Here is a 25,615-nt window from a genome sequence, read left to right as displayed (position 1 = left end):
GTGCTTCGGGCCGCCTCAGCGTTCTAACGCGCAATCGGCCCGTCGAGCGGGGCGAGCGCCGACGTCTTGGGCGCCTCGACGGCGGCTACCCGCCGAGCCTGGGTGATCACACGGGCGAGCGCCCGGAGATCGGGACAGGGCGCGGAGCCTGCGCTGGCGAACAGATGCCGGTCGAGCGCTGCCAGTCCATCGCGCACCTCGGGCGTCGTTCGCCACGGCCCCGGGTCATGCCGAGCGAGCGCGGTCACGGCGGCGCGGAAGGCTGACGGGTCCCGCCGTCGCGCGGCGCGCTTCATCGCGCGGGCGTCACGCGGGGGCCGCGTGGGCAGACGCAGCGTCTCGCGGCCGACGCCGAGCAGCATCACGACGAGGCCCGCGAGAAAGGCCGCGCCGCCGGCGCCGGCGAGAAGGGCGATCGTCGGCCGTTCCGGCGGAGGCGGGGGCGCCGCGTCGGTCACGTTGGCGGCGGCCCAGGCCATGCGACGGGCGGGGATGACCGCCTCGCGCATCGTGCGGGCGCCGGTGTCGAACCATTGGAAGCGGATTTCCTGCACCGTCGCGGGATAGGCCGTGATCGGCCGCATCTCCCAGCTGTAGCTCGCGCGCGAGACCGGGCCCTTTTCCGTGATCTTCGTTTCCCGCGTTTCCGGCCCGCGGAAGCTGATGACGCCGGAGGAAGTCATCAGCGGGGTGGGCGGAAGCGCGTCAGCGGGCACGCCCTCGGCGAGGATCGTCACCGTGCGCTTGGCGGTGAGGCCGCGCGGCACCCGCTCGGGGTCGATCGACCAGTCGTCGATCACCTCGACCTTGCCCGCCGGCAGCCACCAGAACTTCTGGTCGTTGGGCCCGCGCGGGCCCTGCCACTCCGCCACGTCGAGCGTGATCGGCTTCGACTTCACCTCGATCTCGCGCTGCTGCGCGCCGTCCACCACCGTCAACTTGTGGACGAACGGCTCGATCACGAGCGGACCGCTTTTCTCGGGGTAGATCGCGATGGTCCGCTCGAACAGGCGCTTGGTGTAGCCGTCGTCCTCGATGACCGAAACTGTGTCCTTGCCCAGCTCCTGCCAAGCAAAGTTCGTCAGCGGCGGCTGGACGAGCTTCTCGCGGTTCACCAGCGGTCGGTAGACCCCGCGGATCCTCAGCAGCACCAGTTCGCGCGGGTAAGGCGCCGCCTTGTTGAGCGGCGTGACCTCAAGCCGCACGTCGTCGAACTCGGACGGGTCCGCGAGCGCCGCTCCGGGACGGAGCGCGATTAGCACCAAGAGCGCCAGAGCTGCGAGGAGGGCGCGCATCACCACTGCTCCGTTCCGCTGGGCGCCGCGAGACCGCGTTCGGCCCGGCGGGCGCGTTCGGCGGCTAGCCTCAGCCTGAGGTAGCGACCGGGATCGTCCGGCACGGTCTCCAACCATTGGCGCGAGGCGCTCACCGCCTGCTGCTGGTAGCTCTTCTGCAGGCGGAGCGACGGCTGCTCCATCTGCTTCGCGACGCTCGCCTGTTCGGAGCCGGTGCGGCCGCCGCCCTCGGCCGCGCCGATCGAACCGCGCGCCGCGCCGCGTCCGGAATCGATACGGGTCTGCTCCGCGCGCCCGACGCGCGCCACCTGGCTGCCGCCGGGCGTTGAGGCCTCGCGGCCGGAGTCGCGGTCGCCGGCCATGCCGTCGCCGGTGGAGTTGACGTCGTTCTCGGCGTCGGTCGGCGCCTCGCCGCCGCGCTTCTGCTTGGCGGCGTTGGCGTTGGCGGCGTTGCGGGCGTCGCGCTTCTGGTCTTCCTGCTTCGCGCGCAGGGCTTCGACGATCGCCAAGTTGTAGCGCGCGTCCTCGTCGTTGGGATCGAACATCAGCGCCTCGTTCAACGCCGTCTCCGCTTCCTTCAGCCTGCCGGCCTTGGCGAGCGCGGTGCCGAAATCGTAGTGCGCGCTGCGGAAGGTCTCGCCCTGAAACAGTTCGGCGGCCTCCGCGTAGCGCCCCTGCGCGTAGTAGATCGCCGCGCGCCAGGCCGGCCCGTCGAGCGTCATGCCGGCGAGCGTGGGGAGCCCCGCATGGTAGAGCGCGCGGCCGATCCGCTCCCGCGGGTCGGTGGCGACGATCGCGACTAGGATCAGTGCGAGCACGGCGAGGATGCGCGTCATCCGCCCCTCCGGAACATCAGCAAGAGGGGCGCAGCCGCGAACAGCAGCAGCGCTCGGCCGAAATCGAGCCATGCGAGAGAGGCGTAGGGACTGGGCCCGAGCCGCCCGGCGGTCGACCGCTCGACCTCGGCGTAGACCGCGTCGGGCGCGCCGACCGTCGCGAAGGCGCCGCCGCCAAGCGCGGCGAGAGCCTCCAGCTCCGGCCGTCCGGTCTCCATCGCCCGCTTCGGCGTCGCGGCCGCCGACGTGACGTACAGGGCGCTCACCCGATGCCCATCGGCGACCAGCGAGCGCGTCTCGTTCTGCGCGCCTTCGTCGAGCCCGCCCCCGTCGCTGATCAGCACCACGTCGCCGCCGACGACGCCGGAATCGCGCAGCGTGCGGTGGGCGAGCGCCAGCGCCCGCGACGGCGCGCTCCCGACGTCGGGAACGGTCTGCGCGTCGAGCGCGGCGAGCGTCGTCTCGATGGTGCGGCGGTCGGTGGTGGGCGGGTTCGCGAGATAGGCGTCGCCGGCGAACACGAGCACCGAGACCTGGCGCGATCCCGCCGCCTGCGCCGCGCCCAGCGCCGCGATCTTGGCGTCCTGGAACTCGCCGCTGTCGGCGACCGAACGGGAGACGTCGACCGCGACGATCGCGGCGTCGAGGTTGCGGAAGTTCTGCACGCCGGGCCGCTCGATCGCCGGCCCGACGAGGGCGAGCGCGATGAGGGCCGCCGCGAGCGCCGCCAGCAGCCCGCTGCGGCCACGGCCGGCCACGACCACGCCGCGCCGGGCGAGGGCGTCGAACAGGTGCGGGTCGATCGCGCGGCGCCAGTCCCCCACGCCGCCGGCGCGGCGCACGGCGACGAAGGCGAGCGCGAGCGCGGCGGGGATCGCCAGGAGCCAAAGCGGGCGGAGCAGGCCGAACCCATCCAGCTCGATCATGAGAAGCGCCTCCCGCCGATCGCGGTGGCGGCTGCGGCGACGAGGGCGAGCCCCGCGGGCCACGGCCAGAGCTCGCGCCAGGCGTTGGCGGGCGGCGCCAGCGTCCGCGTCGGCTCGATCTCGTCGATGGAGTTGATCGCCGCCTGGAGGTCTTCCGTGGTCCGCACCCGGAAGAACTGGCCGCCGCTGGCGTCGGCGATCGCCTTCAGCGTCTCGGCGTCGACCACGTCGGGGTCATAGCCCGTGATCTCAGTGGTGTCGCGGGGACCCATGGCGATGGTGTGCACGCGCACGCCGAGCTCCTTCGCCAGCCGGGCGACGTCTTTCGGCGTGGCGGCGCCGGCGTTGTTCGCGCCGTCGGACAGCAGCACGACGACCCGGCTCTTGCCCGGCGCGTCGGCCAGCCGCCGCAGGGCGAGACCGAGGCCCTCGCCGATGGCGGTGGAGCGGCCCACCAGCCCGATCGCGACGGAGTCGAGCGCCTGCGCCACCGCCTCCACGTCGTAGCTCGGCTCCGCCGCCACATAGGCCCGGTCGGCGAAGGCTGCGAGGCCGACGCGGTCGCCGGCCCGGCGGCGCACGAAGTCGGAGCCGATCTTGCGGACCACGTCGAGCCGGCGGCGCGTAGCGCCGTCCATCGAGAAGTCGGTGCGCTCCATGCTGCCGGAGAGGTCGAGCGCCAGGAACAGGTCGCGTCCAGTGGTCGGCAGCGCCTGCACGGGGAGCACGATCTGGGGGCCGGCGAGCGCCGCGACGAGCGCGACCCAGGCGACCCAGGCGAAGATCTTGCGGCCGCCGGTGGCGGAGGCCGTGGTCGGGGCCTCTCCGCCGGAGCCGACGATCGTGCCGGGCACCTTGATCGCCCCCCCGGAACGGCGATCGGCGCGGGCGAAGCGCAGAACCAGGAACGGCAGCGGCAGCAACAGGAAGGCGAGGGGAGTCGCGAAGGTCCACATGGCGTCAGCGGCCCACCTTGGCGACGGCCGCGTCCAATTCGCGGTCGAGCGCCGGGTCGTCGGACAGCTCGCGGGCGTAAAGGCCGTCCACCAGCACGCGGCCGGACCGCCGTTCGAACAGGTCGACGCCGAGCGTGCGGTCCAGCGTCGCGGCCCAGGCGGGACCTGTCGCGCGGGCGGCGTCGTCGCCTTCGACGGTGCGGACGATCCGGCGGAGCAGCGCCGCCTGGGCGGCGCGTCGCTCCGGGACGGGGAGCGACTTCGCCGCGGCGAGCTCCGTCAGCGCCTCGGCCCGCAGCGAGGGCTTCCTCGGACGCAGGACGAGCCGGAGGAGCAGCGCGGCCACCAACGCGGCGGCGAGCCCGAGCGCGACCGCGAAGCCGATGTCCGCCCAGAACCCGGTCTCCATCGGCGGAAGGCGAATGCCGCGCAGATTCGCGAGTTCGTCAGCGGGCGGCATCGAGGCGCTCCAGCAGCGGGGCGACGCGTTCGGCGCCAAGGTCCGAGTCGATCGGAAAGACCGGCACGCCGAGCGCGTTCAGCCGCTCCACCCGCGGGTCGGGTCCGGGCGGGCGCTCGTCACGGCCCGAGAGCCAGCCGCTGCGTCCCTCGCGGGTGAGAAAGGCGTAGACGCCCTTCGGCGCGCGGGTCTCGAACGCGTCGGCGATCAGCAGCACGCTGACGGAGACCCGCGACATGGCCGCCTTCACCACCTCGTCGAACCGCGCGCCGGGAGCGTCCAGACCGCTGGCGAGCACGAGATGGCCGCCGCGCGGCAGCGCGCCGACGGCGGTCTCGATCAGCGCGTCGAGCGGCGGATCGGCCCGGTCGGACTGCTTGAGGGCCCGGGCATGAGCGCGGGCCATCACGCCGACCATCCCGGTCATGGCGCGCTCCCCGCCTTTCGGGCGCACGAAATCCGGCTCGCCGTCGGCGGTCGCGGCAAGCAGGCCGATACGCCCGCCTTCGCCGGACGCGCGCCAGCCGACGAGCGTCAGGGCTTCCGCGGCCGCGACCGAGCGAAAGGCGCGCTTGGTGCCGAACAGCATCGACGGGCGGAAATCCGCGACGAGCAGCACGGCCCGCTCGCGCTCGTCGCGAAACGTCCGGACGTGCGGCACGCCGGTGCGGGCGGTCGAGTTGCGGTCGATGTGGCGGATATCGTCGCCGTCGGCCCAGAGGCGGACGTCGTCGATCTCGCTGCCGCGGCCGCGGCGGCGGGTGACGATCCCGCCGGGGCGCGCCGCGAGCCTTGTGGCGCGCGACGGCGCCGCCCGGCGCGTGAGATGGCGCAGGCCGAGCAGGGCCGCAGCGTCGAGGTCGACGCCGGAAACAGGGAGCGCGTCCATGGCCGGTCTCGCCCCGTTAGAGCGGCCGCACCGCGTCGAGCAGCGGCGCGACGAGATCGCGCGCCGTGCGCCCGTCCGCCGCGGCGCGCCAGGTCAGGACCAGCCGATGCGCGAGGGTGTCGGCGGCGAGCTCCGCGACGTCCTCCGGCGTCGCGTAATCGCGGCCGTGGAGATAGGCGCGCGCCTTGGCGGCCGCGGCGAGCGACAGCGTGCCGCGCGGCGAAACCGGGTATTCAATCGCCCGCCGCACATCAGGCGCGGCGTCGGCGTCGCGCGTCGCGGTCACGATCCGGACGATGTAGTCCTTCAGCGCCGGCGCGAGATGGACGTTGGCCACGTCGCGCCGCGCGCGCCTTACCTCATCCGCCGACAGACGCAGCGGCATGGCGTCTTCGCCCGAGACCTGCTCGCGCTCGACCAGGTCGAGGATGCGCCGTTCGGACGCAGCGTCGGGCAGCCCGACCACCACATGCAGCAGGAAGCGGTCGAGCTGCGCTTCCGGCAGCGGGAAGGTGCCCTCGTGCTCGATCGGGTTCTGGGTCGCGACCACCATGAAGGGATCCGGCAGCGCATGGGTGTTCGCCCCAGCCGTCACCTGCCGCTCGGCCATGGCCTCGAGCAACGCGGACTGCACCTTCGGGGGAGCGCGGTTGATCTCGTCCACCAACACCAGCGAATGGAACAGCGGTCCCGCCAGGAACTCGAACTTGCCCTCGTCCGGACGCCACACGGTCGTGCCTGTCAGGTCCGCCGGCATCAGGTCCGGCGTGCACTGGATGCGCGCGAAGGTGGCGTCGAGGCCCGCTGAAAGCCGCTTCACGGCGCGCGTCTTGGCGAGGCCGGGCGCGCCTTCCACCAGCACATGGCCGCCGGTGAGAAGGCCGATCAGCAGCCGCTCGATCAGAACGCCCGCGCCGATGAGCCCGTGCTCCAGACCGGCCTGCAGTTCGCCGACGCGCGCTTGGAGCGCGGCGTCGGTCGCAGGCTGCCGGGCGCGGATCGTCGTGTCCTGCACGTTCATGAACGGTGGGCCTGACGCGCGCGAAAGCGCTCGCCCGTCAAATGAGCCGACGGCATGAATCCTCCGATGTCGCTTATTATTTTGATTACTTATCGCTCGACGTGATCTCGCCCCGTCTACGCGTCGCCGTCAATCCCGGACCTCCGTCTTAGTCCGAGCCTCGGCGTCGCATGGCGGCCATCCCGCTCGCCATGCCGCTCGCCTCTTGGCGCCTGCGTCGAAGGGATTATGTCGCCACTCGTCGCCGGGCCCGTCCGCGGGCCTCCTTCGGACGGACGCAGGATCGCAATATGAACATCGGAGTGATCGGCCTCGGCCGCATGGGCGGAAACATCGCGCGGCGATTGATGGACGCCGGCCACACGTGCGTGGTGCATGACGTCGACGCCAAGGCGGTCGACGCTCTGGCGGGCGAGGGCGCGACGCCGGCCCATTCGCTCGACGAGCTCGTCGCCGCGCTGTCCGCGCCGCGGGCCGTCTGGGTGATGCTGCCGGAGGGCAAGATCACCGAGGACGCGATCGCGGCTCTGGCGGGCAAGCTCGCAGCGGACGACGTGATCATCGACGGCGGCAACACCTTCTACAAGGACGACGTCCGTCGCGGCGAGGATCTGCGTCCCAAGGGCCTGCACTATGTCGACGTCGGGACCTCGGGCGGCGTCTGGGGCCGCGAGCGCGGCTACTGCCTGATGATCGGCGGAGAGCCCCCCGTCGTGGAGCGGCTCGATCCGATCTTCAGGGCGCTCGCGCCGGGCGCCGGCGACATCCCGGTCACGCCGAAGCGCGAGGGCCGCGACCCACGCGTCGAGCAGGGCTACATGCATTGCGGGCCGGCGGGCTCCGGCCATTTCGTGAAAATGATCCACAACGGGATCGAGTACGGCCTGATGCAGGCCTACGCCGAGGGCTTCGACATCATCCGGAACCGAGGCTCGAAGGAGCTTCCGGAGGACCGGCGGTTCGAGATCGACGTCGCCGACGTGGCGGAGGTCTGGCGGCGGGGCAGCGTCGTCTCTTCGTGGCTGCTCGACCTCACGGCGGCGGCGCTCGCCGGCGATCCCGGACTCGACGGCTTCGAAGGGCGCGTCGCGGATTCCGGCGAGGGCCGCTGGACGATCGAGGCCGCGATCGAGGAGGCGGTGCCCGCGGACGTGCTCGCCGCCGCGCTGTTCGCGCGTTTCCGCTCGCGCGTCGACCATCCCTTCAGCGATCGCCTGCTCTCCGCCATGCGCTTCCAGTTCGGCGGCCACAAGGAGGCGGTCGGGCCGGAGACTAAGCAGTCGAAGACCTGAGAGTCTCCCTGAAGGACAAGAAACGGGCCGCTAAAGCGGGGTGCGTGCTTCGAGACGCCTGCCGAAGGCGGGCTCCTCAGCATGAGGATCTTTTTCACCATCGAACCACAAAGCTCCTCATGCTGAGGAGCTGACCGAAGGTCGGCGTCTCGAAGCGCGCATCGCCTCCTTACGGGCCGTACGGGGCTTCGGTCGACTGACGAAGGCCCGGTCACTCCGCCGGCTGCGCCGCCCTTTCAGCCGCCGTCCGCTGCCGCCGCAGCTTGTCGAGCAGCAGGTAGATCGCGGGCGTCGTATAGAGCGTGAGCGCCTGGCTCACGATCAGCCCGCCGACGATGGTGATCCCCAGCGGCCGGCGCAGCTCGGACCCCGGACCTTCGCCAAAGGCCAGCGGCAGCGCGCCGAGGAGCGCCGCGAAGGTCGTCATCAGGATCGGGCGGAAGCGCACCCGCGCCGCCTCCACGATCGCTTCGCGCGGCGAGAGCCCCCGCGTGCGCTCCGCCTCCAGCGCGAAGTCGACGAGCATGATGCCGTTCTTCTTCACGAGCCCGATCAGCAGGATGATCCCGATCAGCGCCGTCACGCTGAGGTCGGTTCCAGTGATCTGGAGCGCCAGCAGCGCGCCGAGGCCCGCCGGCGGCAGCGTCGACAGGATCGTAAAGGGGTGGACGTAGCTCTCATAGAGCACGCCCAGCACGATGTAGATCGCGACCAGCGCCGCGAGTATCGTCACCTGCTGGCTCGACGCCGCCGCGGCGAACTCCGCCGCGTCGCCGGCGAAGGCGGCGTTCACCGCGTCGGGAAGACGCATGTCGGCGACCGCTCGCTCAACCTCCGCCATAGCCTCCCCCGCCGATGCCTTGTCCGCGATGTCGTAGGTGATGGTGATCGAGGGATACTGGCCCTGGTGGTTGACGACGAGCGGCGCGGTCTGCCGCCGCATGGTCGCGATCGTCGCGAGCGGAATCTCCGAGCCTGAACTGGTCGGCAGGTGCACTTTCAGCACGTCGTCGGGGTCGCTCGCCGCCCGCGGATCGACCTCGATCACCACGCGGTACTGGTTGCGCCGGCCGTAGATGACCGAAATCTGCCGCTGCGAGAACGCGTTGTTCAACGCCGCGTCGACCGCGGACATGGAGACGCCCAGGCGGGAGGCGAGCTCGCGATCGATGTCCACCAGGAGCTCGAGGCCGTTAGCTTCGCGGTCGGTCGACACGTCCCGCAGCGCGGAGATCGCGGACAGGCGCGCCACCACCTTGGGCGCCGTCTCCTGCAGCAGATTAAGGTCCGACGACCACAGGGTGAACTGGTAGGGCGAGCGCCCCTCGCGCGAGCCGGCGCGGATCTCCTGCTGGGCGGAGACGAACACGCGCAGGCCCGGAATCTGCGACAGCGGACGGCGCAGGCGCTCGATCACGACCTGCGCCGCCGGGCGGTCGCCAAGCGGCTTCAGCGCGATCTGGATGCGGCCTTCGTTGACCGAACCGCGGCCGCCGCCGACGGAGGGCGCGACCGACTCGACCGCCGGATCGGCCGCGATGACGTCGGCGGCTTTCTGCTGGAGCGCGACCATGGCGCCGAAGGAGATGTCGGGGGAGGCCTGCGTGAAGGCGCTCAGCATCCCGGTGTCGTCCTGCGGGAAGAAGCCCTTTGGGATCACCATGTAGGCGTGGACCGACCAGGCGATCGCCCCCACCACAAGCAGCGCCATCAGCCACGGCGCGCGCACCGACAGCCAGAGGCTCGCGGCGTAGCGGTCGGCGATCCGGGTGATCAGCCCCCGCGCCTCCTTGGCGGGCTCGCCCTTCAGCAATTGAGCGCAGATCATCGGCGTGACGCTGAGCGAAACCACCGTGGAGACGACGATCGCGAACACCAGCGTCATCGTGAATTCGTAGAAAAGGTGGCCGACGAGCCCGCCCATGAACAGCAAGGGCGTGAAGGCCGCGATCAGCGAGACCGAGATGGCGACGACCGTGAAGGCGATCTCGCGCGCGCCGCGCAGCGCCGCCTCGCGCGGGCTGAGGCCGAGCTCGAGGTTGCGGTAGGCGTTCTCGATCATGACGATCGCGTCGTCGACGACGAAGCCGACCGCGACGGCGAGCGCCATCAGCGAAAGATTGTCGATCGAGAAATCGAACGCCCACATGCCGGCGAAGGAGCCGGCGAGCGCGAGCGGCACCGTGACGCCGGCGGCGAAGGTGGGCGCCGCGCGCTTCAGGAAGGCGAAGACCACCAGCATCACGAGCGCGATCGACAGCGCGAGCGTCAGCTGCATGTCGGCGACGCTTGCGCGGATCGTCGTCGTCCGGTCCGCGAGCACTGTGACGTCGATCGCCGCCGGCACCCAGTTCGACAGCTCCGGCAGCAGCACCTTCACCGCGTCGACGGTCTCGATGACGTTGGCGTCGGGCTGCTTGGTGATGCTGACGAGCACCGCGGGCTTGCCGTTGAAGAAGCCGGCGGTGCGGGCGTTGCGGGTGCCCTCGGTGACTTCGGCCACGTCGCCGAGCCGCACGGCCGCCCCGTTCGCGACCCGCACCACCACGTCGCGATAGGGCGCGGCGGAGGCGCCGAGCTCGCCGTCGAGGGATATCGCGACCATGCGCTCGTCGGTCTCGAGGGAACCTACCGGCGACAGCACATTGGCGGTTGCGATCGCCGTCCGCACGTCGTCGAGCGACAGCCCCATGGCGGCGAGGCGGTCGGCGTCGAGGCGGACGCGGACCGCCGGCTGCTCCGCGCCTTGCACGTTCACTTCGCCGACGCCGTCCACCTGCGACAGGCGCTGCACCAGCACGCTGTCGGCGGCGTCGTAGATCCGGCTGGCGGGAAGCGCTTCGGAGGTGAGGGCCAGCACCAGCACGGGCGCCGCCGCAGGGTTGATCTTGCGGAACGTCGGCAGCGTCGGGATGTCGGAGGGCAGATCGGCGGCGGCGGCGTTCAGCGCTGCCTGCACGTCCCGCGCGGCGTCGTCGATGTTGCGGCCGATGTCGAAGCGCACCGCGATGCGCGTCGAGCCGAGCGAGGACGCCGAGGTCAACTCCGTCACGCCCGCGATCGCGCCGAGCGAGCGTTCGAGCGGCGCCGCGACGGTTGCGGCCATCGTGCTCGGGTCCGCGCCCGGCCGGCTCGCGGTGACGAAGATCACCGGGAACTCGACGTTCGGCAGGCTCGCGACCGGCAACCGCATGTAGGCGGCGAGGCCGACGAGCAGGAGCGCGAAGGCGAGCAGCGTCGTGCCGACGGGCCGCAGGATGAACGGCGTGGAGAAGGACATCAGACTGCCCTTCGCGAAGGGGACGCCGTCATCCCGGCCGAAGCGCAGCGGAGAGCCGGGATCGTTCGCCGCAGCGCGGTTGGCCGCGTCTTCCGATGACGATCCCGGATCGGCCTCCGGCCGTCCGGGATGACGCGCGCGCCGCTCACTCCGCCGGCTCCGCGGCGGGCGCCGGACGGCGCGTCACGGCGGCGCGGAGCCGTTCCATGGCGAGATAGACCACAGGCGTGGTGTAGAGCGTCAGCAGCTGGCTCAGCAGCAGGCCGCCGATGATGGCGACGCCGAGCGGGACGCGCAGCTCCGCGCCGGGTCCCGTGGCGAGCGCCAGCGGCAGCGCGCCGAGCAGGGCGGCCAGCGTCGTCATCATGATCGGACGGAAGCGCAGCGCCGCCGCCTCGACGATCGAGTCCTCCGGCGACAGCCCGCGCTCGCGTTCAGCGTCGAGCGCGAAGTCGATCATCATGATCGCGTTCTTCTTCACGATGCCCATCAGCAGGATGATGCCGATCAACGCGATGATCGACAGGTCGAGCCCGAACAGCTTGAGCGCGATCAACGCGCCGACGCCGGCGGAGGGCAGGGTGGAGAGGATCGTGAAGGGGTGGATGAAGCTCTCGTAGAGCACCCCCAGCACGATGTAGATCGTGACGATCGCGGCCAGCACCAGCCAAGGCTGGCCCGCGAGCGACTCCGAGAACTCGGCCGCGTCGCCGGAAAAGGCGCCGACCACCGTGGGGGGAAGGTCGATCTCGGCTTCCGAGCGCTCGATCGCCGCGACCGCGTCGCTGAGCGCGTAGCCCTCGGCGAGGTCGAAGGAGATGGTCGTCGCCGGAAACTGCTCCTCGTTCGAGACCACGAGCGGCGCGGGCTCCAGCGTGATCCGAGCGACGGACGCGAGCGGCACGGGGACGGACTCCGCGCCTGCGACGTAGAGCCGGCCGATCGCGGAAGGGTCCTTCTGCTGGCCGGGCGCGGCTTCCAGGATGACGCGGTACTGGTTGGACTGGCCGTAGATGGTCGCGATCTGGCGCTGGCCGTAGGCGTCGTTCAGCACGTCGGCGATCGCCTGCACGGTGACGCCGAGACGGCCGGCCTCCAGCCGATCGATCTCCACGCGCGCCTGCACGCCGCCGGAGCGGGCGTCGGAGCCGACGTTGCGGAGCGCCGGCTCGTCCTGCAAGCGATCGACCAGCGCCGCGGCGGAGCGCGCAAGCTCAGCCGCGTCGCCGTCGGTCAGCGTGTACTGATAGCGCGCGCGGCTGGCGCGCGTCGTGATCTCCAGATCCTGCACCGGCTGGAACACGACCGAAACGCCGGCGATCGGCGCGACCGCCTCCTGCAGTCGGGCGATCACCTCCGTGGCGCGCGCGTCCCGCTCGCCGAAGGGCTGCAGCACGATGCTCAGGCGGCTGGCGTTGGGCGTCGGGATGTTTTCGCCGACGCCCAGCACCGAGACGACGCTGCGCACGTCCGGGTCGCTCTCGATCGCCGCCGTCGCCGCGCTGTCGAGCCGCTTCAGTTCGGCGAAGGACACGTCTTGTCCCACCTCCAGCGTCGCGGTGATCAGGCCGGAGTCCTGCTCCGGGAGGAAGCCCTTCGGCGCGACGACGTAGAGGCCGGCGGTCGCGGCGAGGGTCGCGAGCGTCACCAGCAGCGTCAGGGCCTGATGGCGGAGCACGACCAGCAGCGAGCGGCGGTAACCTTCGATTAACCGCGCGTTAGCCCGTTCGGCCCAGCGGCCGATGCGCGAGACCTTAGCCGGCGCATGCGGCTTCAGCAGCCGCGCGCACATCATCGGCGTCAGCGTCAGCGAAATGACCATGGACACCACGACCGCGATCGACAGCGTGGCCGCGAACTCGCGGAACACCCGACCGATCAGCCCGCTCATGAACAGCAGCGGAATGAACACCGCGATCAGCGAGGCGGTGAGCGAGACGATGGTGAAGCCGATCTCGCGTGCGCCGTCGTAGGCCGCCTTGATCGGGGAGGCGCCCTCCTCGATGTGGCGGGCGCAGTTCTCGATCATGACGATGGCGTCGTCGACCACGAAGCCGGCGCCGATCACGAGCGCCATCAGCGACAGGTTGTCGAGCGAGAAGCCGAAGGCCCACATCACCGCGAAGGTCGCGATCAGCGACACCGGCAGCGCGACGCCGGCGATCAGCGTGGCCCGCCAGGTGCGCAGGAACAGCAGCACCACCAGCACGACGAGGCCGACGGAGAGCGCGAGCGTGAGCTGCACCTCGTGGATCGAGGCCTTGATGGTGTCCGTGCGGTCGTCGACCACGTGGACCAGGACGCCCGCCGGCATCGCCTGCTGGAGATGCGGCAGCGCGCGGCGGAGCGCCGTCACGGTCTCCACGGTGTTCGCGCCCGGCTGGCGCAGCACGTCGATGACGATCGCCGGCTTGCCCTGGTAGGTGGCGGCGACGGCGTTGTCCTCGAGCCCTTCGATGACCTCGGCGACGTCCTTCAGGCGCACGGGCGCGCCGTTCTTCGTCGCGATGACGATCTCGCGGTAGGCGGCGGCTGTCGTGATCTGGTCGTTGGCCGAGATGGTGAAAGACTGCCGGACGCCGTCGATCGAGCCCTTGGGTCCCGAGGTGCTGGCGGCGACGATCGCGGTGCGCACCGAATCGAGCCCGAGCCCGTAGGAGGCGAGGCGCGGAATGTCCGCCTGCACGCGGATCGCGGGCTTCACCCCGCCGCCGACCGTCACCCGGCCGACGCCCGTCACCTCCGCGAGCCGCTGCGCGACGAGCGTGTCGGCGAGGTCGGAAACGTCGCGGATGGGGATCGTGTCGGAGGTGAGCGCGATCGTGAGGACCGGGGCGTTCGCCGGGTTCACCTTCGAGAACACCGGGGGGTAGGGCAGGGTCTTGGGCAGCGTCGAATTGGCGGCGTTGATCGCGGCCTGCACGTCCTGCGCGGCGCCGTCGATGTCGCGGTCGAGGTTGAAGCGCAGCGTGATCTGGCTGAGGCCGAAGGAGCTCGTCGACGTCATGCCCGTCAGCGCCGGGATCTGCCCGAGCTGACGCTCGAGCGGGGCGGTGACGAGCGTCGCCATGGTCTGCGGGTTGGCGCCGGGCAGCCGCGTGGAGACCTGGATGGTCGGGAAATCCACCTGCGGCAGCGATGAGACCGGCAGCTTCCAGTAGCCGAGCGCGCCTGCGATCAGCACGGCGATGGCGAGCAGCGTCGTCGCGACCGGTCGTGAGATGAAGGGCGCGGAGATGTTCATCGCACGCCGCCGCCCGTCACGGCTCGCCCGCCGCCGCCCGGCGGTTCGGCCTGCGCTCCGAAGCGGACGGGGCGATGGGCGCGCCGTCCCCGAGCGTCACCTTCGAGCCGTCGCGCAGGCGGGTGAAGCCGGTGGTCACCACCTTGTCGCCGGGCTGGACGCCGGCTTCGATCACCGCGAGTTCGGCGTTCTGCCGGCCGACGGTCACCTCGCGCTGGGCCACCGTTGCGTCCGGCTGGACGACGAACACGTAAGGCCCGTCCGGTCCCTGCTGGACCGCGGCGCCGGGGGTCGTCACCACGTCCTTCAGCTCGTTCGCGAACACCCGCACCGTGATGAACTGCCCCGGCCACAGCGTCATCCTGTCGTTCGGGAAGCTCGCCTTCAGCTTCACGGTGCCCGTCGTCTGGTCGACCTGGTTGTCGATGACGTCGAGCGTTCCCGCGTCGAGCGACGTCCCGTCGCCCGCGACCGCCTCCACGGCTACCTTCCCCCGCGCCATCGCCTGCACGACGGTCGGGATGTTCTGCTGCGGCAGAGTGAAGACGGCGGAGATCGGCTTCAGCTGGGTGATCGTGACGATGCCCGTCGTATCGCCGGCCGTGACGTAGTTGCCCTGATCGACGCCCCGCACCCCGGTGCGGCCGTCGATCGGCGCGCGCACCACCGTGCGGTCGAGGGTGGCCTTCGCCTGGTCGATGGTCGCCGCGTAATAGCGCACCTGCGCCTGCAGCTGGGCGACGCTCGCCTTCGCAGTCTCGGCCTGCTGCTGCGAGCCGAAGTCGTTCTTCGCCAGCCGCTGGTAGCGCTCGAAATCACGCTCGGCGTTGGCGAGTTGGGCCTCGTACTGCGCCTTCTGGGCGACCGCCTGATCGTACTGGGCCTGATAGGTCGAGGGATCGATCCGCGCGAGCACGTCGCCGGCCTTCACGTCCTGCCCTTCCCGGAAGGCGACCTCCACCATGATGCCGTCGACCTGGGCCCGCACGGTGGCGGTGTTCAGCGCCTGGAAGGTTCCGACGCCGTCGAGCGTCACCGGCACGTTCTCGCGCTTGGCGACGGCGGCGATCACAGGCGTCGGCTGGTCGCCGCCCCGCCGGCCGCCGCGGCGCACCGTCTGCTCCTGCTCGCCCTGGCCGCCGATGAGGGCGGTGAGCGTGGGCCAGTAGATCCAGGCGGCGACGCCGAGCGCCGCGACGAGAGCGAACGCCAAAAGCCGTTTCATCGGGCCGGAACTCCTGCGGTCGCAGCCGCGATCGCCGGACCTGCGCCGGGCGGTTTTCCGGACGCGGCCCAGCCGCCGCCGAGCGCCGAGAACATCGAGACGATGGCCTGGAATCGGGCGAGCCGCACGTTGACCAGCGTGTCCTGCGCGGAGAACAGCGTCTGCTGGGTCGCGAGCACGGTGGTGATGTCCACCGCGCCCTCACGAAGCTGAGCCTGCGCGATGTCGTAGGCCTCCCGGGCGCTCTTCACCGCCGCCTGCTGCAGCCGCTCCTGCTCGGTCGTCTTGCGCACGGAGATCAGCGCGTTCTCCACGTCGACGAAGGACTGGATCGTCGTCTGCCGGTAAGCGAACAGGTTTTCCCGGTACTGGCCCTTGGCCAGATCGAGGTTGCCGGGGAGCTGCGGGTTCAGGATCGGCTGGGTCAGTCCCGCGCCGAGCGAGTAGAACGTCGACTGCGAGGAGAACAGCGTGCGCAGCGCGACGCTCTCGAACCCGCCTTGGGCGGTGAGATCGAACGAGGGCAGGAAGGCGGCGCGGGCCGCTGTCACGTCCGCGTCGGTCGCGGTGAGGTTGGCTTCCGCCTCGCGCACGTCCGGCCGGCGCGCCAGCACCTGCGAGGGAATGCCCGGCGCGACCCTCGGCGTCTTGAGACCACCGAGGCGCCCGCCCTTGATGTCGACGCGCACCGGCGGCCGCCCGAGCAGCAGGGCGAGCGCGGTCTCGTTGGTCCGGATCTCCTGCTCGATCGACGGGATCGTCGCCTTCTGCTGGTCGAGGACGCTGCGCTGCTGGGCGCGGTCGAGCGCGTTCGCGGTGCCGACCTCCACCCGCGCCTGGATCGCGTCGAAGATCGTCTGCGCGCTTTTGACGTTGCCGCGCGCGATCGCGAGCCGCTCCTGCGCCCCCATGAGGGCGAAATAGGTGTCGGCCACGCTCGTCACCGTCGAGAGCGCGATGACCTCGGCCGCGAAGCGGCTCGACAACGCGCTCGCCTTCGCGGAGGTGACGCTGGCGCGGTTCTTCCCCCAGAAATCGAGTTCGTAGCTCGCCGATCCCTGGGCCTGGAAGCCGCCGATCAGCTGTCCCGACCCCGCCGATTTCTGCAGGCTTGGACCGCCTGAGGCGTCGATCAAGGGAACGAGCGAGGCGCCGTTGATGCGCACCTGCGCGTCCGCCTGCTCGATGCGGGCCTTGGCCTGGGCGATGTCCTGGTTCGACCGCTCGGCCTCCTCGATCAGGCGGCTGAGCTCGGCGGAGCCGAAGCCGCGCCACCAGTCGGCCGCAGGCCAGACCGGCCGGCTCGCCGTATCGTCCTTCCACCGTCCGGGCGCATCGACGCCGAGCGCGGGGCGGTCCCATTTGTCGGCGCAGCCCGACAGAGCGAGCGCTCCGACGAGGATCGCGGCGGCCTTTCCGGAAGCGGTGATGGTACGCAAATGCGATCTCGTTCCTGACGCGTCACGCCACAGTCTTCGCACGTCCGGGCGACGACCGCTGTCGCCTACGCGCGACAAACGCTCACCAGATCGGCGAGGCTTCCACGGTGGACGGGCGGCGTCCCTGCGCGGCTCCGCCATCGACCTCGATCAAGGCGCAAGCGCGGCGGGGGCGTGGCTGTCCTCGGCTGGAACGTTTCTGAACCGATCACAGTCTTCCTCCGCCGGATTGTCAGGCCGCGAAGCGGTTGTTATCGGCTGGGTTGAGCTTGAGGAACAGCATGCGCTGGCGGATCCGTCCCAACCCTGAGTCGCGCGGCGTCTCCCGATGATCGAGGCGCTGAGGCCGATATTCTCCGGGCCGTGGGAGCCGTTCCTGGCGCTTACGGTCCTGCCTGACGATCCTCGACCGTCGGTGCCAATGCGTGAAGCTGTGTCGCGTGAGGGGCTTAGCGCCGCACTGGCGATCGCAGCCCGGACGTACGGGGACGAGGATCTCCGCGGATTGGTCTCGCTCTGGTCGATGCAGCACGCCTATGTGGCGATGACGGGGGCGGTCGTCGCGAGCCTCGCGCTCGAGATCGACCTGCCGGTCAGCATCGAAGAGACGCGGCTGGTGATGGAGCATGGCCTCCCGGCCGCGATTGTCGTGCCGCATCAGGGCAAGGGGCGATCCTACGATTGCGCCTTCCAGCGTTTCGACCAGCTGATCGAGGGCCATGTGGCTCCGGTCGTCTCGGCGCTGTCGGCCTTCGTGAAAATTTCGCCGAAGGTGCTCTGGAACAACGCGGCCAATTTCTTCGAGTACGTGCTTCAGGAAATGGAAAAGCGGCCGGACCAGTTTCCGGAAGCGGCGGCGCGGGGACGTCCGCTTATGGCGGAGCCGCTGCGCCCCGACGGCACCCGCAACCGGTTCTTCGCGCCCGTGCGCTACGTCGACGTCGGCGATCCGATCGATCGCTGGAGAAACGTCTGCTGTTTGCGGCACCTGCTGCCGGAGTTCGAGGGCTACTGCGCCAACTGTCCCCATAGGCTCAAGGAGCTGCAGGGGGCTCCCAGTTGCGCCACGGCGGCAGAGCTCTAGGCGACCAAAGTCCGCAGCAAGTCCACCGTGACGAGCGTCTCTCCGACGCCTGCGCCGGCGAGATGGCGGGCCGGCGCACCGGGTTCGCCGAGCGTCTCGAACACCGCGTCGGCGGCCGAGAAATCCTGATCGTCGGTGTAGAAGCTTGGGGTCACCAGCGTGGCGAGACCTGCGGCCTTCGCGGCCCGGAGCCCGTAGACGGTGTCCTCGAGCGCCACGCAGACCGACGCGGGCAGACCCAACTGCCGGAGCGCGAGCAGGAAGATGTCGGGCGCCGGCTTCTTCGCGGGCGCGACATCGCCCGCCGCGATCGCCGAAAACCAGCCAAGGGCTTCGGCGCCCAGCGTCTTCACGAGCAGCGCCTCGACGTTCGCCTGGCTGGTGGTGGTGGCGATCGCGAGCGTCACGCCCTTCGCGCGCGCCTCGGCGATCAGCCGCGCGACGCCTGGCCGAAGCGTCACCCGGCCTTCGTGGACGAGTTCGGCGTAGCGCCGGTTCTTCGCCGCGTGCAGTTCGGCGAGTCGGGCGAGGGCGTCGTCCGCCCTTTCGGGGCGGTCGTGCTCGATGAAATGCCGGAGTCGTTCCTTTCCGCCCATGATCCGGAGCAGACGCCGGTAGGTAGGCTGGTCCCAGCTCCAGGGCAGGTCGAAGGCGGCGAAGGCGTCGTTGAGCGCGCGGCGGTGAGTCTCCTCCGTTTCGGCCAGCGTGCCGTCGACGTCGAAGATCAAGGCCTCGAGCGGCATCAGGCGGCGGCGTCCGCCGAGGCGCGGATCGCGGCGATGTTGCGGGCGTAGGACTGCGGGCCGTCCTTGAACACCGCGGAGCCCGCGACCAGGACGTCGGCCCCCGCGGCGGCGCAGAGCGCGGCTGTCTCGGGCGTCACGCCGCCGTCGACTTCAAGCCGGATGTCACGATCGCCGATCATCGCCTTGATCCGCTTTATCTTGTCGAGAACGTCGGGAATGAACGCTTGGCCGCCGAAGCCGGGGTTCACCGTCATCGCCAGGATCAGGTCGACCTTGTCGAGGACATAGGCCACCGCGCTTTCCGGCGTCGCCGGGTTGATCGCGACGCCGGCCTTCTTGCCAAGACCGCGGATCACCTGCAGCGAGCGGTCGAGGTGCGGGCCGGCCTCAACGTGCACGGTGATGACGTCGCAGCCGGCCTTCGCGAAGGCCTCGAGGTAGGGGTCGGCGGGCGCGATCATGAGATGGCAGTCGAACACCGCGTCGGTCCAGGGCCTGAGCCGCTTCACCACCTCAGGGCCGAAGGTGATGTTCGGCACGAAGTGCCCGTCCATCACGTCGAGGTGGACCCAATCGGCCCCCGCGGCCACCACCGCCTTCGTCTCCTCCCCGAGCCGGGAGAAGTCGGAGGAGAGGATGGAGGGGGCGATGGTGGTGGCGGCCATGGGACGTCTCGGATCGGATTTCGCTGCGCTGCGGCATCCCCTTAGACCGCCCGGCCTCCGGCGTACAGACCGTCGCGGAGGTCAGGCGCCGCAGAGCGCCCGGCGACGCCGGTCCACCAGATGATGGATCATCGGCGTCAGGATGAGCTGCATCGCGAGGTCGAGCTTGTTGCCCGGGATGACGACGGAGTTGGCGCGCGACATGAAGCTGTCGTGCACCATCGAGAGCAGATACGGGAAATCGATGCCGCTCGGATCGCGGAAGCGGATCACCACCATGGACTCGTCCGCGGTCGGGATGGCGCGGGCGATGAACGGGTTCGACGTGTCGACCGTCGGGATGCGCTGGAAGTTGATGTCGGTCGCGGAGAACTGCGGGCAGATGTACTTCACGTAGTCCGGCATCCGGCGAAGGATGGTTCTGGTGACTTCCTCCGTGGAGTACCCGCGGTCGCGCTTGTCGCGATGGATCTTCTGGATCCACTCGAGGTTGATGACCGGCACGACGCCGATCTTGAGGTCCGCATGGCGTGCGATGTCGACCCCGTCCGCGACCACGGCGCCGTGCAGGCCTTCGTAGAACAGCACGTCGGTGGGGGCGGGCAGGTCCTCCCAGAGCGTGAAGGTCCCCACCAGCGCCTTGTGCTTCTGCGCCTCGATCTCGTCATGGACATAGAACCGAGTTCGGCCCTGTCCGCTCTGGGCGTAGCTCGCGAAGGTCTGCTCAAGCTCCTCGAGCAGGTTCGCGGCGTGGCCGAAATGGCTGAAATGCGGGTCGCCGCCGGCGGCCGCCTTCCGCGCCTCGCGCTTCATCTCCACCCGGTCGTAGCGATGGAACGCGTCGCCCTCGATGAACGCCGCCGCGATGTGCTCGCGGCGGAAGATCTGCTCGAAGGTGTCGCGCACCGAGGTCGTGCCGGACCCGGACGATCCCGTGACCGAGATGATCGGATGTCTGACGGACATGGGCGTTCCGGCGATCGTCCGCTCAGGCCAGGAACAGGCCGCGCTTCGCGAACAGCGGCGAGCGGCGCGGCGGCTCCGCGTAGTACTGCGTGACGCGCTCGACCTCTTCGGCCGAGCCCGCGACCAGCGGCGAACGGACGTGGAGCGAGGCGGGGATCACGTCGAGCACGCGCGCGGTGCCGGTGGTCGCCGCGCCGCCCGCCTGCTCGCAGACGAAGGCGATCGGGTTGCACTCGTAGACCAGCCGGAGCCTGCCCTGGCCGTAGCCGCTGCGCTCGTCGCCGGGATAGAGGTAGACGCCGCCGCGCACCAGGATGCGGAACACGTCCGCGACCAGCGAGCCGACCCAGCGCATGTTAAAGTTCTTCTCGCGCGGCCCCTCAACGCCGGCGAGGCAGTCCATGACGTAGCCCTGCATCGCCGCGTCCCAGTGCCGCTGGTTCGACGCGTTGATGGCGTATTCCTTGGTCTCTCGCGCAATGGCGACGTCGGCGTCCGTCAGAACGTAGTCGCCGCTCTCCCGCTCCAGCGTAAAGACCTGCGTGCCGGCTCCGACCGTCAGCACCAGCACGGTTGCCGGGCCGTAGACCACGAAGCCCGCCGCCAGCTGCTTCGAGCCGGGCTGCAGGAAAGGCGCCTCGCCCGTGTTGGGCAGGATTCCGAACAGCGTGCCGATCGACACGTTGGTTTCGATGTTGGATGAGCCGTCGAGCGGGTCGGTCGCGACCACGAGCGGGCGCCCGTCGTCGAACACCACCTCGTCGTCGGCCTCTTCGGATCCGATGCGGGCGACCGGCGTGTCCTTGAGCGCCTCGACCACGATGTCGTGGGTGCGGAGATCGAGCGCCTTCTGCGAGTCGCCGCCTGCGTTCGTCGCCTCGGTCGCGGCCCCCATCGCGCCTTCGAGCGCGCCGCGGCCGACGATGTCCGCAATCGTCGTGCAGGCGCCCATCAGGGCGTGGATCGTCTCGGATACGGCTCCGCGCCTGGCGTCCGCGCCGGCCCAGGCGGTGAGATAGGCGTCGAGGGTCGTGCGTTCGGTCACAGGCGTCTTCCGCTCCAGCTACTGCGTCTTTCTCGCATGATGCCCGTTCACGCGTCCATGAGACAGGCGTCTCGCGGCAGCAGATCGTCTAGCGCATTGCTCAGAAAAGGCGAACAAACTAAATGTCGCCTTCAGCATGTCTGAAAACCTGATCCGCGCCCTGACCTTGAAACAGCTTCGCGCCCTCGCCGCCGTCGCGGAGAGCGGATCCGTGAGCGCGGCGGCGCGCAAGCTGAACGTCACGCCGCCGGCCGTCACCATGCAGGTGCAGTTGCTGGAGGCCTCGCTCGACGTGCCGCTGCTGGACCGCAGCGGCGACCGGTTCCGCCCGACGGACGCCGGCCGCGAGGTGGTCGCCGCCGTCGCCCGGATCGAGGGCGCGATCAACGACTGCATGGCCGCGATCGAATCGATGAAGGGGCTGGCGGGCGGCCGCGTCTCGGTGGCGATCGTGTCGACCGCGAAATACTTCGCGCCCATGGCGCTGGGAGCCTTCGGCCGCGCCCATCCCGGCGTCGACGTGACGCTCTCCGTCGGCAATCGCGCCGACGTGCTGGAGCTTCTGCGGGCCGACGCCGTCGACGTCGCGATCATGGGCCGGCCGCCCGAGGATCTCGACGTCGTCCGCACGGTGATCGGCGGTCACCCCCACATCGTCATTGCGCCGCCGGACCATCCTCTCGTAGGCCGCGTCGGGCTCCAGCCGACGGCGTTGACAGGACAGACCTTCCTGATGCGCGAGCCGGGGTCGGGCACGCGCGGGCTCATGGAGCGCCTGTTCGAGGCGGAAGGGGTGAAGCCGAAGATCGGGATGGAAATCGGCTCGAACGAGACCATCAAGCAAGCGGTGATCGCGGGGCTGGGCCTCGCCTTCATCTCGGCGCACACGGTCGCCGCGGAACTCGCCGACGGGCGCATTGCGCGCCTGGACGTGGCGGGCCTGCCGATCATCCGCCAGTGGTACGTCGTCCGCCGCACCGCCAAGCGCCTCACGCCGCCGGCCGAGGCGATGTGCGCCTTTCTGACGGAGCGCGGCCCGACGTTCCTGCCGCAGGCCGGGGAGTAGCGGCCACCAGGCCCATTGTTTCCCCGCCCAACCTCGTCATGCTGAGGAGCGCGCCGACGGCGCGCGTCCTAAAGCACGCACTGCTTCCAACGCGCAGGTCCCAGCGAGATGGGAGATTGGCTGCGCCGGCCGACTGCGTGCTTCGAGACGCAGCCCCTGCGGGCTGCTCCTCAGCATGAGGAGGTTGGGGCCGGAAAGCAGATCAGGAGGCCGGACCCCTCGGGTCGTCAGGCTCGAGGCGTCCAGGGCGGCGCGATGATCTCGAGCCCTTGGCGATCGATGGCCCCCGCGGCGGCGGCGATCGAGATGCCGTCGAGCACCAGCTCGGGTCGGATCTCCGCCAGCGGCGCCAGCACGAAGGCCCGGTTGAACATCTCCTTGTGCGGCACGATCAGGCGCTCGGAGGCGATCTTGGCGTCGCCGAGGTAGAGGATGTCCACGTCGATCGTCCGCGGACCCCAGCGGAAGGTCTTGGCGCGGCCGAGGTCCTGCTCGACGCTCTGCGTCCAGACCAGCGCCTCTTCGGGGGTCATCTCCGTCTGGCCCACCGCGCAGGCGTTCGCGAACCAATCCTGGTCGACGTAGCCCCAAGGCGCGGTGCGCCAGATCGAGGACGCGGCGACGAAGCGGATCCTCGAGCCGTCGAAAGCTTGGGCCATGGCGGCGTGCAGATTGTCGACCTTGTCGCCGACGTTGCTGCCGAACCCCAGTCCGATCTCGACCACGACGGCCCTCAAGCCTCGCCACGGCGGCGCGTCACGTCGACGCCGACGTCGCCGAACACGCCCGCGATCGGCGCGGAGGGCTTGTGGACCTGCACGCGGACGACCTCGATCGGAGCGAAGCGCGACAGCAGGGCCGCGGCGATCCGCTCCGCCAGCGTCTCGATCAGGTTGACCGGCTCGCCGCCCGCGATCTCCATCAGGGTCAGATAGACGTCGTTGTAGGAGACGGCGCCGCGGAAATCGTCGGCGGCGGCGTAGGCCGACATGTCGACCCAGTAGTCCACGTCGACGATGAAGCGCTGGCCGAGGCGGCGCTCCTCCTCGAACACGCCGTGGCGGGCGTGAAGCTGGACGCCACGAAGGAAGATGCGATCGCTCATCTGTCTCGAACTCGTAAGAGCGGCGTCCGGTTTCAACGGTCGCGGGCGGCCCAAAGACGGGCGACGGCGACGGCGGGCGCGCAATCGGCTGCGGCTTCCGCCAACCCGTCCGTCTCCGCGAAAGCCGCGCCGAGGTCGCGATAGCCGAGACCGAGCCGCTCCGCCACTCGTTTCGCAAGGAAGCGCCCGACGCCGGCCCCGACGACGGCGTGGATGGACCGGGCTTCCGGGCGGGTGAGCACGCCGAGCGCTGCGTCGTGAAGACGTCGCAGCTGCGCTTCGGCGAGAAAGTGCGCGAGCGTTTCGGCGTCCGTTCGGGTCGCGGCGTCGAGGTCCGCGCCGACCATCCGCAGCAGCCGACGGGCGCTCGCCTCCGTCGTTTTCGGCCCGTCGTCGGCGGCGGGGTGCAGATCCGCGCCCTCGGGCAGGTCTCCGGTCAGGCGATGAACGTCGGCGCTGGTGGCGAAATGCTCGGCCATCGGCGTCACCCAGGCGCCGGCGAAGGGCAGGCGGGGGCTCAGCGCCATCACCGGCGTGCGCGCGACGCCCTGGTAGACAAGCTCGTCCGCCGCCATGCGGGCGGCGTCGGTCGCGCCGCGGGCCAGCACGACGCCTCCGGCGAAGGGGATGAGGTCGCTCGTGGTCGACCCCACGTCGAGCAGAAGGCCCGCGTCGCCTGTTCGGGCCAGCGCCTCCGCCGTCGCGCGCCAATTGGCGGAGGCCACCTGATCGACATGCGCGCCTGCGGCGGCGGTGTCGATGAACCCCGCGGCGCCGGCGTAGATCGTCAGCCGCCCCGCCTCGAACCGGGCGGCGAGCGCTCCGGCGATGGCGCGGACGCCCGACGCCCGGTCGGGCCAGAGATCCACGAGTTCGCCGGTCATGGTCGCGACGCAGGCGGCGTCCGGCGGAATGTCCGCGGCGATCTCGTCCAGGGCAGCCTCAAGCCGGTCGAGACCTTTCCAGAGCGGGCAGGCGGCGATGCTCACGGCCTCCAGCCGTCCCGCGGCGCCGAGCCGCGCCAGCTTGAGATGCGCGCCGCCGACGTCGAGCCCGACGATCGCCGTCACGGTCGCACCTCGACCGCGAGGGTGCGCCCGGGCGCCGCCACGGAGCCGTCGGCGAAGGGCGGCAGCAGGCGCAACGGATTGATCCCGAGCGAGCGCCGCAGCCCGACATAGGCGGTGGTCATGCGCGGATTGACCTCGATCACCACGGGGCCGTCCTCGGTCAGCACGACGTCGATCCCGAACAGACCGTCGAGACCTGGAATCGCCGCCGCCACAGCGTCCGCAAGCTCGGCCAGCGCGCCGTCGTCGTCGGTGAGCGCGCCGACCGCCAGGCCCTCGAAGGCGAAGGCGCCCTCGTCCAGCGTCACGTGCTGGCGGTTGGCCGCGAGCAGACGGGCGCCGCCGCCGGCGCCAAGAACCGTGAGGCTCGCGGCGATCCCGTGGACATAGGGCTGGACGACATGGTCGCCGGGGAGCGCGAACGGCCGCTCCTCCCAGAGCCGGGTGTCGTCGCAGCCGGCGCCGTCGTCCGGCTTGCTGACGAAGGGGCCGGCGAGACCTTTCGGCAGCGCGCCGAGCGGGTAGGTCGCAGGTGTCGCGATGCGCGCTTCGGCGAGCCTCCGCGCGGTCTCGCGCTTGGACGTCGTCAGGGCGATCGCCGAGGGCGTCGGCCCCAGCACGCGCGCCCCGGCGTCCGCGCAGAGCGTCGCGAGGCTGAACAGCGCGCCGTCGGTCTCCGGCGCCACGATCCACGCGATGTCGGCCGCCGCCGCCATGGCCCGCCAGAGCGTCCAAGGATCGTCGCCGGCCGCGATCGGCCGGGCGTCGACGCCGTCGGGCGCAGGCAGGCGGTCGTCGACCGTCGTAGCGACCGACATGCCGGGGATGTCGCGGAGGTCGACGAGCATCGCGTCGCGCATCATCCGACCTTCCCGCGCAAGCGACGCGGGCAGGGGCTCGCCCCGAAGGCCGCCGGCCGTTACGAATTCGCACAGGAAGACGCGCACGTCGTTGGTCCTTCGCCCGAGTCGGCCGGACCATAGAGGCGGCGGCGCGCGTGTGGAA

22 protein-coding genes are annotated in these 25,615 nt (G+C 70.7%); 3 read left to right on the top strand and 19 right to left on the bottom strand.

Annotation, left to right across the window (positions count from 1 at the left end; translation table 11 throughout):
* Positions 1-23: 23 nt before the first annotated feature.
* The 7 genes from K244_RS0106070 to K244_RS0106040 are packed head-to-tail and all read right to left on the bottom strand — an operon-like array spanning position 24 to position 6,383.
* A complete protein-coding gene (locus K244_RS0106070; protein ID WP_020185362.1) occupies positions 24-1,295 on the bottom strand; it encodes a BatD family protein in 1,272 nt (423 codons plus the stop codon).
* On the bottom strand, positions 1,295-2,131 hold the full coding sequence (locus K244_RS0106065) for a tetratricopeptide repeat protein (RefSeq protein WP_020185361.1): 837 nt from the start codon (positions 2,129-2,131) through the stop codon (positions 1,295-1,297). The genes K244_RS0106070 and K244_RS0106065 overlap by 1 nt, the downstream gene beginning before the upstream one ends.
* Positions 2,128-3,057 (bottom strand): VWA domain-containing protein, encoded by a 930-nt coding sequence (locus tag K244_RS0106060; protein ID WP_020185360.1) that lies wholly within the window; start codon positions 3,055-3,057, stop codon positions 2,128-2,130. The genes K244_RS0106065 and K244_RS0106060 overlap by 4 nt, the downstream gene beginning before the upstream one ends.
* Complete coding sequence (locus K244_RS0106055; RefSeq protein WP_020185359.1) at positions 3,054-4,013, bottom strand: VWA domain-containing protein; 960 nt, start codon at positions 4,011-4,013, stop codon at positions 3,054-3,056. The genes K244_RS0106060 and K244_RS0106055 overlap by 4 nt, the downstream gene beginning before the upstream one ends.
* Before the next feature lie 4 nt (positions 4,014-4,017).
* Positions 4,018-4,473: a DUF4381 family protein gene (locus tag K244_RS0106050; RefSeq protein ID WP_020185358.1), complete on the bottom strand. Its 456-nt coding sequence runs from the start codon at positions 4,471-4,473 to the stop codon at positions 4,018-4,020.
* A complete protein-coding gene (locus tag K244_RS0106045) occupies positions 4,460-5,362 on the bottom strand; it encodes a DUF58 domain-containing protein (protein WP_020185357.1) in 903 nt (300 codons plus the stop codon). Before K244_RS0106045 ends, K244_RS0106050 begins: the two co-directional genes overlap by 14 nt.
* Before the next feature lie 16 nt (positions 5,363-5,378).
* Positions 5,379-6,383, bottom strand: a complete 1,005-nt coding sequence (locus tag K244_RS0106040; RefSeq protein WP_020185356.1) for an AAA family ATPase — start codon at positions 6,381-6,383, stop codon at positions 5,379-5,381.
* Between the two features lie 170 nt (positions 6,384-6,553).
* Here K244_RS0106040 and gnd point away from each other — a divergent pair, with 170 nt between their 5' ends.
* On the top strand, positions 6,554-7,675 hold the full coding sequence (gene gnd, locus K244_RS0106035; RefSeq protein WP_346430348.1) for a phosphogluconate dehydrogenase (NAD(+)-dependent, decarboxylating): 1,122 nt from the start codon (positions 6,554-6,556) through the stop codon (positions 7,673-7,675).
* A gap of 211 nt (positions 7,676-7,886) precedes the next feature.
* Here the strand turns inward: gnd and K244_RS0106030 are convergent, their stop codons facing one another.
* From K244_RS0106030 to K244_RS0106015, 4 genes are all read right to left on the bottom strand, one after another.
* Positions 7,887-10,958, bottom strand: coding sequence for an efflux RND transporter permease subunit (locus tag K244_RS0106030; RefSeq protein WP_036305529.1), 3,072 nt, complete (start codon positions 10,956-10,958; stop codon positions 7,887-7,889).
* 142 nt (positions 10,959-11,100) lie between these two features.
* Positions 11,101-14,199 (bottom strand): efflux RND transporter permease subunit, encoded by a 3,099-nt coding sequence (locus K244_RS22560; RefSeq protein ID WP_020185353.1) that lies wholly within the window; start codon positions 14,197-14,199, stop codon positions 11,101-11,103.
* Positions 14,200-14,215: 16 nt separating this feature from the next.
* Positions 14,216-15,424, bottom strand: a complete 1,209-nt coding sequence (locus K244_RS21530) for an efflux RND transporter periplasmic adaptor subunit (protein WP_155931607.1) — start codon at positions 15,422-15,424, stop codon at positions 14,216-14,218.
* Complete coding sequence (locus tag K244_RS0106015; protein ID WP_020185351.1) at positions 15,421-16,863, bottom strand: efflux transporter outer membrane subunit; 1,443 nt, start codon at positions 16,861-16,863, stop codon at positions 15,421-15,423. The genes K244_RS21530 and K244_RS0106015 overlap by 4 nt, the downstream gene beginning before the upstream one ends.
* Before the next feature lie 328 nt (positions 16,864-17,191).
* Between K244_RS0106015 and fhuF the strand changes: the two genes are divergently transcribed.
* Positions 17,192-17,947 (top strand): siderophore-iron reductase FhuF, encoded by a 756-nt coding sequence (gene fhuF / locus K244_RS0106010; protein ID WP_024816345.1) that lies wholly within the window; start codon positions 17,192-17,194, stop codon positions 17,945-17,947.
* On the opposite strand, the gene K244_RS0106005 is transcribed toward fhuF, so the two are convergent.
* From K244_RS0106005 to K244_RS0105990, 4 genes are all read right to left on the bottom strand, one after another.
* Positions 17,944-18,690 (bottom strand): HAD-IA family hydrolase, encoded by a 747-nt coding sequence (locus K244_RS0106005; RefSeq protein ID WP_020185349.1) that lies wholly within the window; start codon positions 18,688-18,690, stop codon positions 17,944-17,946. The genes fhuF and K244_RS0106005 overlap by 4 nt on opposite strands.
* Positions 18,690-19,358: a ribulose-phosphate 3-epimerase gene (gene rpe, locus K244_RS0106000; RefSeq protein WP_020185348.1), complete on the bottom strand. Its 669-nt coding sequence runs from the start codon at positions 19,356-19,358 to the stop codon at positions 18,690-18,692. The genes K244_RS0106005 and rpe overlap by 1 nt, the downstream gene beginning before the upstream one ends.
* A gap of 81 nt (positions 19,359-19,439) precedes the next feature.
* A complete protein-coding gene (locus K244_RS0105995; RefSeq protein ID WP_020185347.1) occupies positions 19,440-20,324 on the bottom strand; it encodes a phosphoribulokinase in 885 nt (294 codons plus the stop codon).
* Positions 20,325-20,346: 22 nt separating this feature from the next.
* A complete protein-coding gene (locus tag K244_RS0105990) occupies positions 20,347-21,369 on the bottom strand; it encodes a class 1 fructose-bisphosphatase (protein ID WP_020185346.1) in 1,023 nt (340 codons plus the stop codon).
* 136 nt (positions 21,370-21,505) lie between these two features.
* On the opposite strand from K244_RS0105990, the gene K244_RS0105985 reads away from it, so the two are divergent.
* Entirely contained in the window at positions 21,506-22,435 is a 930-nt protein-coding gene (locus tag K244_RS0105985) for a LysR family transcriptional regulator (RefSeq protein WP_020185345.1), read from the top strand.
* A 227-nt stretch (positions 22,436-22,662) separates the two neighbouring features.
* On the opposite strand, the gene folK is transcribed toward K244_RS0105985, so the two are convergent.
* From folK to K244_RS23520, 4 genes are read right to left on the bottom strand one after another with little or no spacing between them, the layout of a single operon-like run.
* Positions 22,663-23,160, bottom strand: coding sequence for a 2-amino-4-hydroxy-6-hydroxymethyldihydropteridine diphosphokinase (gene folK / locus K244_RS0105980; RefSeq protein WP_020185344.1), 498 nt, complete (start codon positions 23,158-23,160; stop codon positions 22,663-22,665).
* Positions 23,161-23,168: 8 nt separating this feature from the next.
* Positions 23,169-23,540 carry a dihydroneopterin aldolase gene (gene folB / locus K244_RS0105975; RefSeq protein ID WP_020185343.1) on the bottom strand — a complete coding sequence of 124 codons (372 nt, stop codon included), beginning with the start codon at positions 23,538-23,540 and terminating at the stop codon, positions 23,169-23,171.
* Positions 23,541-23,572: 32 nt separating this feature from the next.
* A complete protein-coding gene (locus K244_RS23525) occupies positions 23,573-24,610 on the bottom strand; it encodes a hydantoinase/oxoprolinase family protein (protein WP_020185342.1) in 1,038 nt (345 codons plus the stop codon).
* A complete protein-coding gene (locus K244_RS23520) occupies positions 24,607-25,470 on the bottom strand; it encodes an ATP-grasp domain-containing protein (RefSeq protein ID WP_245259745.1) in 864 nt (287 codons plus the stop codon). The genes K244_RS23525 and K244_RS23520 overlap by 4 nt, the downstream gene beginning before the upstream one ends.
* Positions 25,471-25,615: the final 145 nt, after the last annotated feature.

Source organism: Methylopila sp. 73B, from assembly GCF_000526315.1.
Taxonomy (GTDB): domain Bacteria; phylum Pseudomonadota; class Alphaproteobacteria; order Rhizobiales; family Methylopilaceae; genus Methylopila.
The sequence above is the reverse complement of the archived record's forward strand: the minus strand, read 5'-3'. Positions and strand labels throughout refer to the sequence as shown.

Coding starts and splice junctions, on each gene's coding strand:
- K244_RS0106055 (WP_020185359.1), bottom strand. CDS start 4,013: ATGTGGACCTTCGCGACTCCCCTCGCCTTCCTGTTGCTGCCGCTGCCG.
- K244_RS0106060 (WP_020185360.1), bottom strand. CDS start 3,057: ATGATCGAGCTGGATGGGTTCGGCCTGCTCCGCCCGCTTTGGCTCCTG.
- K244_RS23520 (WP_245259745.1), bottom strand. CDS start 25,470: ATGCGCGACGCGATGCTCGTCGACCTCCGCGACATCCCCGGCATGTCG.
- K244_RS0106065 (WP_020185361.1), bottom strand. CDS start 2,131: ATGACGCGCATCCTCGCCGTGCTCGCACTGATCCTAGTCGCGATCGTC.
- K244_RS21530 (WP_155931607.1), bottom strand. CDS start 15,424: ATGAAACGGCTTTTGGCGTTCGCTCTCGTCGCGGCGCTCGGCGTCGCC.
- K244_RS0106040 (WP_020185356.1), bottom strand. CDS start 6,383: ATGAACGTGCAGGACACGACGATCCGCGCCCGGCAGCCTGCGACCGAC.
- gnd (WP_346430348.1), top strand. CDS start 6,554: ATGGCGGCCATCCCGCTCGCCATGCCGCTCGCCTCTTGGCGCCTGCGT.
- K244_RS0106050 (WP_020185358.1), bottom strand. CDS start 4,473: ATGCCGCCCGCTGACGAACTCGCGAATCTGCGCGGCATTCGCCTTCCG.
- K244_RS0106045 (WP_020185357.1), bottom strand. CDS start 5,362: ATGGACGCGCTCCCTGTTTCCGGCGTCGACCTCGACGCTGCGGCCCTG.
- folB (WP_020185343.1), bottom strand. CDS start 23,540: ATGAGCGATCGCATCTTCCTTCGTGGCGTCCAGCTTCACGCCCGCCAC.
- rpe (WP_020185348.1), bottom strand. CDS start 19,358: ATGGCCGCCACCACCATCGCCCCCTCCATCCTCTCCTCCGACTTCTCC.
- fhuF (WP_024816345.1), top strand. CDS start 17,192: ATGATCGAGGCGCTGAGGCCGATATTCTCCGGGCCGTGGGAGCCGTTC.
- K244_RS0105995 (WP_020185347.1), bottom strand. CDS start 20,324: ATGTCCGTCAGACATCCGATCATCTCGGTCACGGGATCGTCCGGGTCC.
- K244_RS0106070 (WP_020185362.1), bottom strand. CDS start 1,295: ATGCGCGCCCTCCTCGCAGCTCTGGCGCTCTTGGTGCTAATCGCGCTC.
- K244_RS0106005 (WP_020185349.1), bottom strand. CDS start 18,690: ATGCCGCTCGAGGCCTTGATCTTCGACGTCGACGGCACGCTGGCCGAA.
- K244_RS0105985 (WP_020185345.1), top strand. CDS start 21,506: ATGTCTGAAAACCTGATCCGCGCCCTGACCTTGAAACAGCTTCGCGCC.
- K244_RS22560 (WP_020185353.1), bottom strand. CDS start 14,199: ATGAACATCTCCGCGCCCTTCATCTCACGACCGGTCGCGACGACGCTG.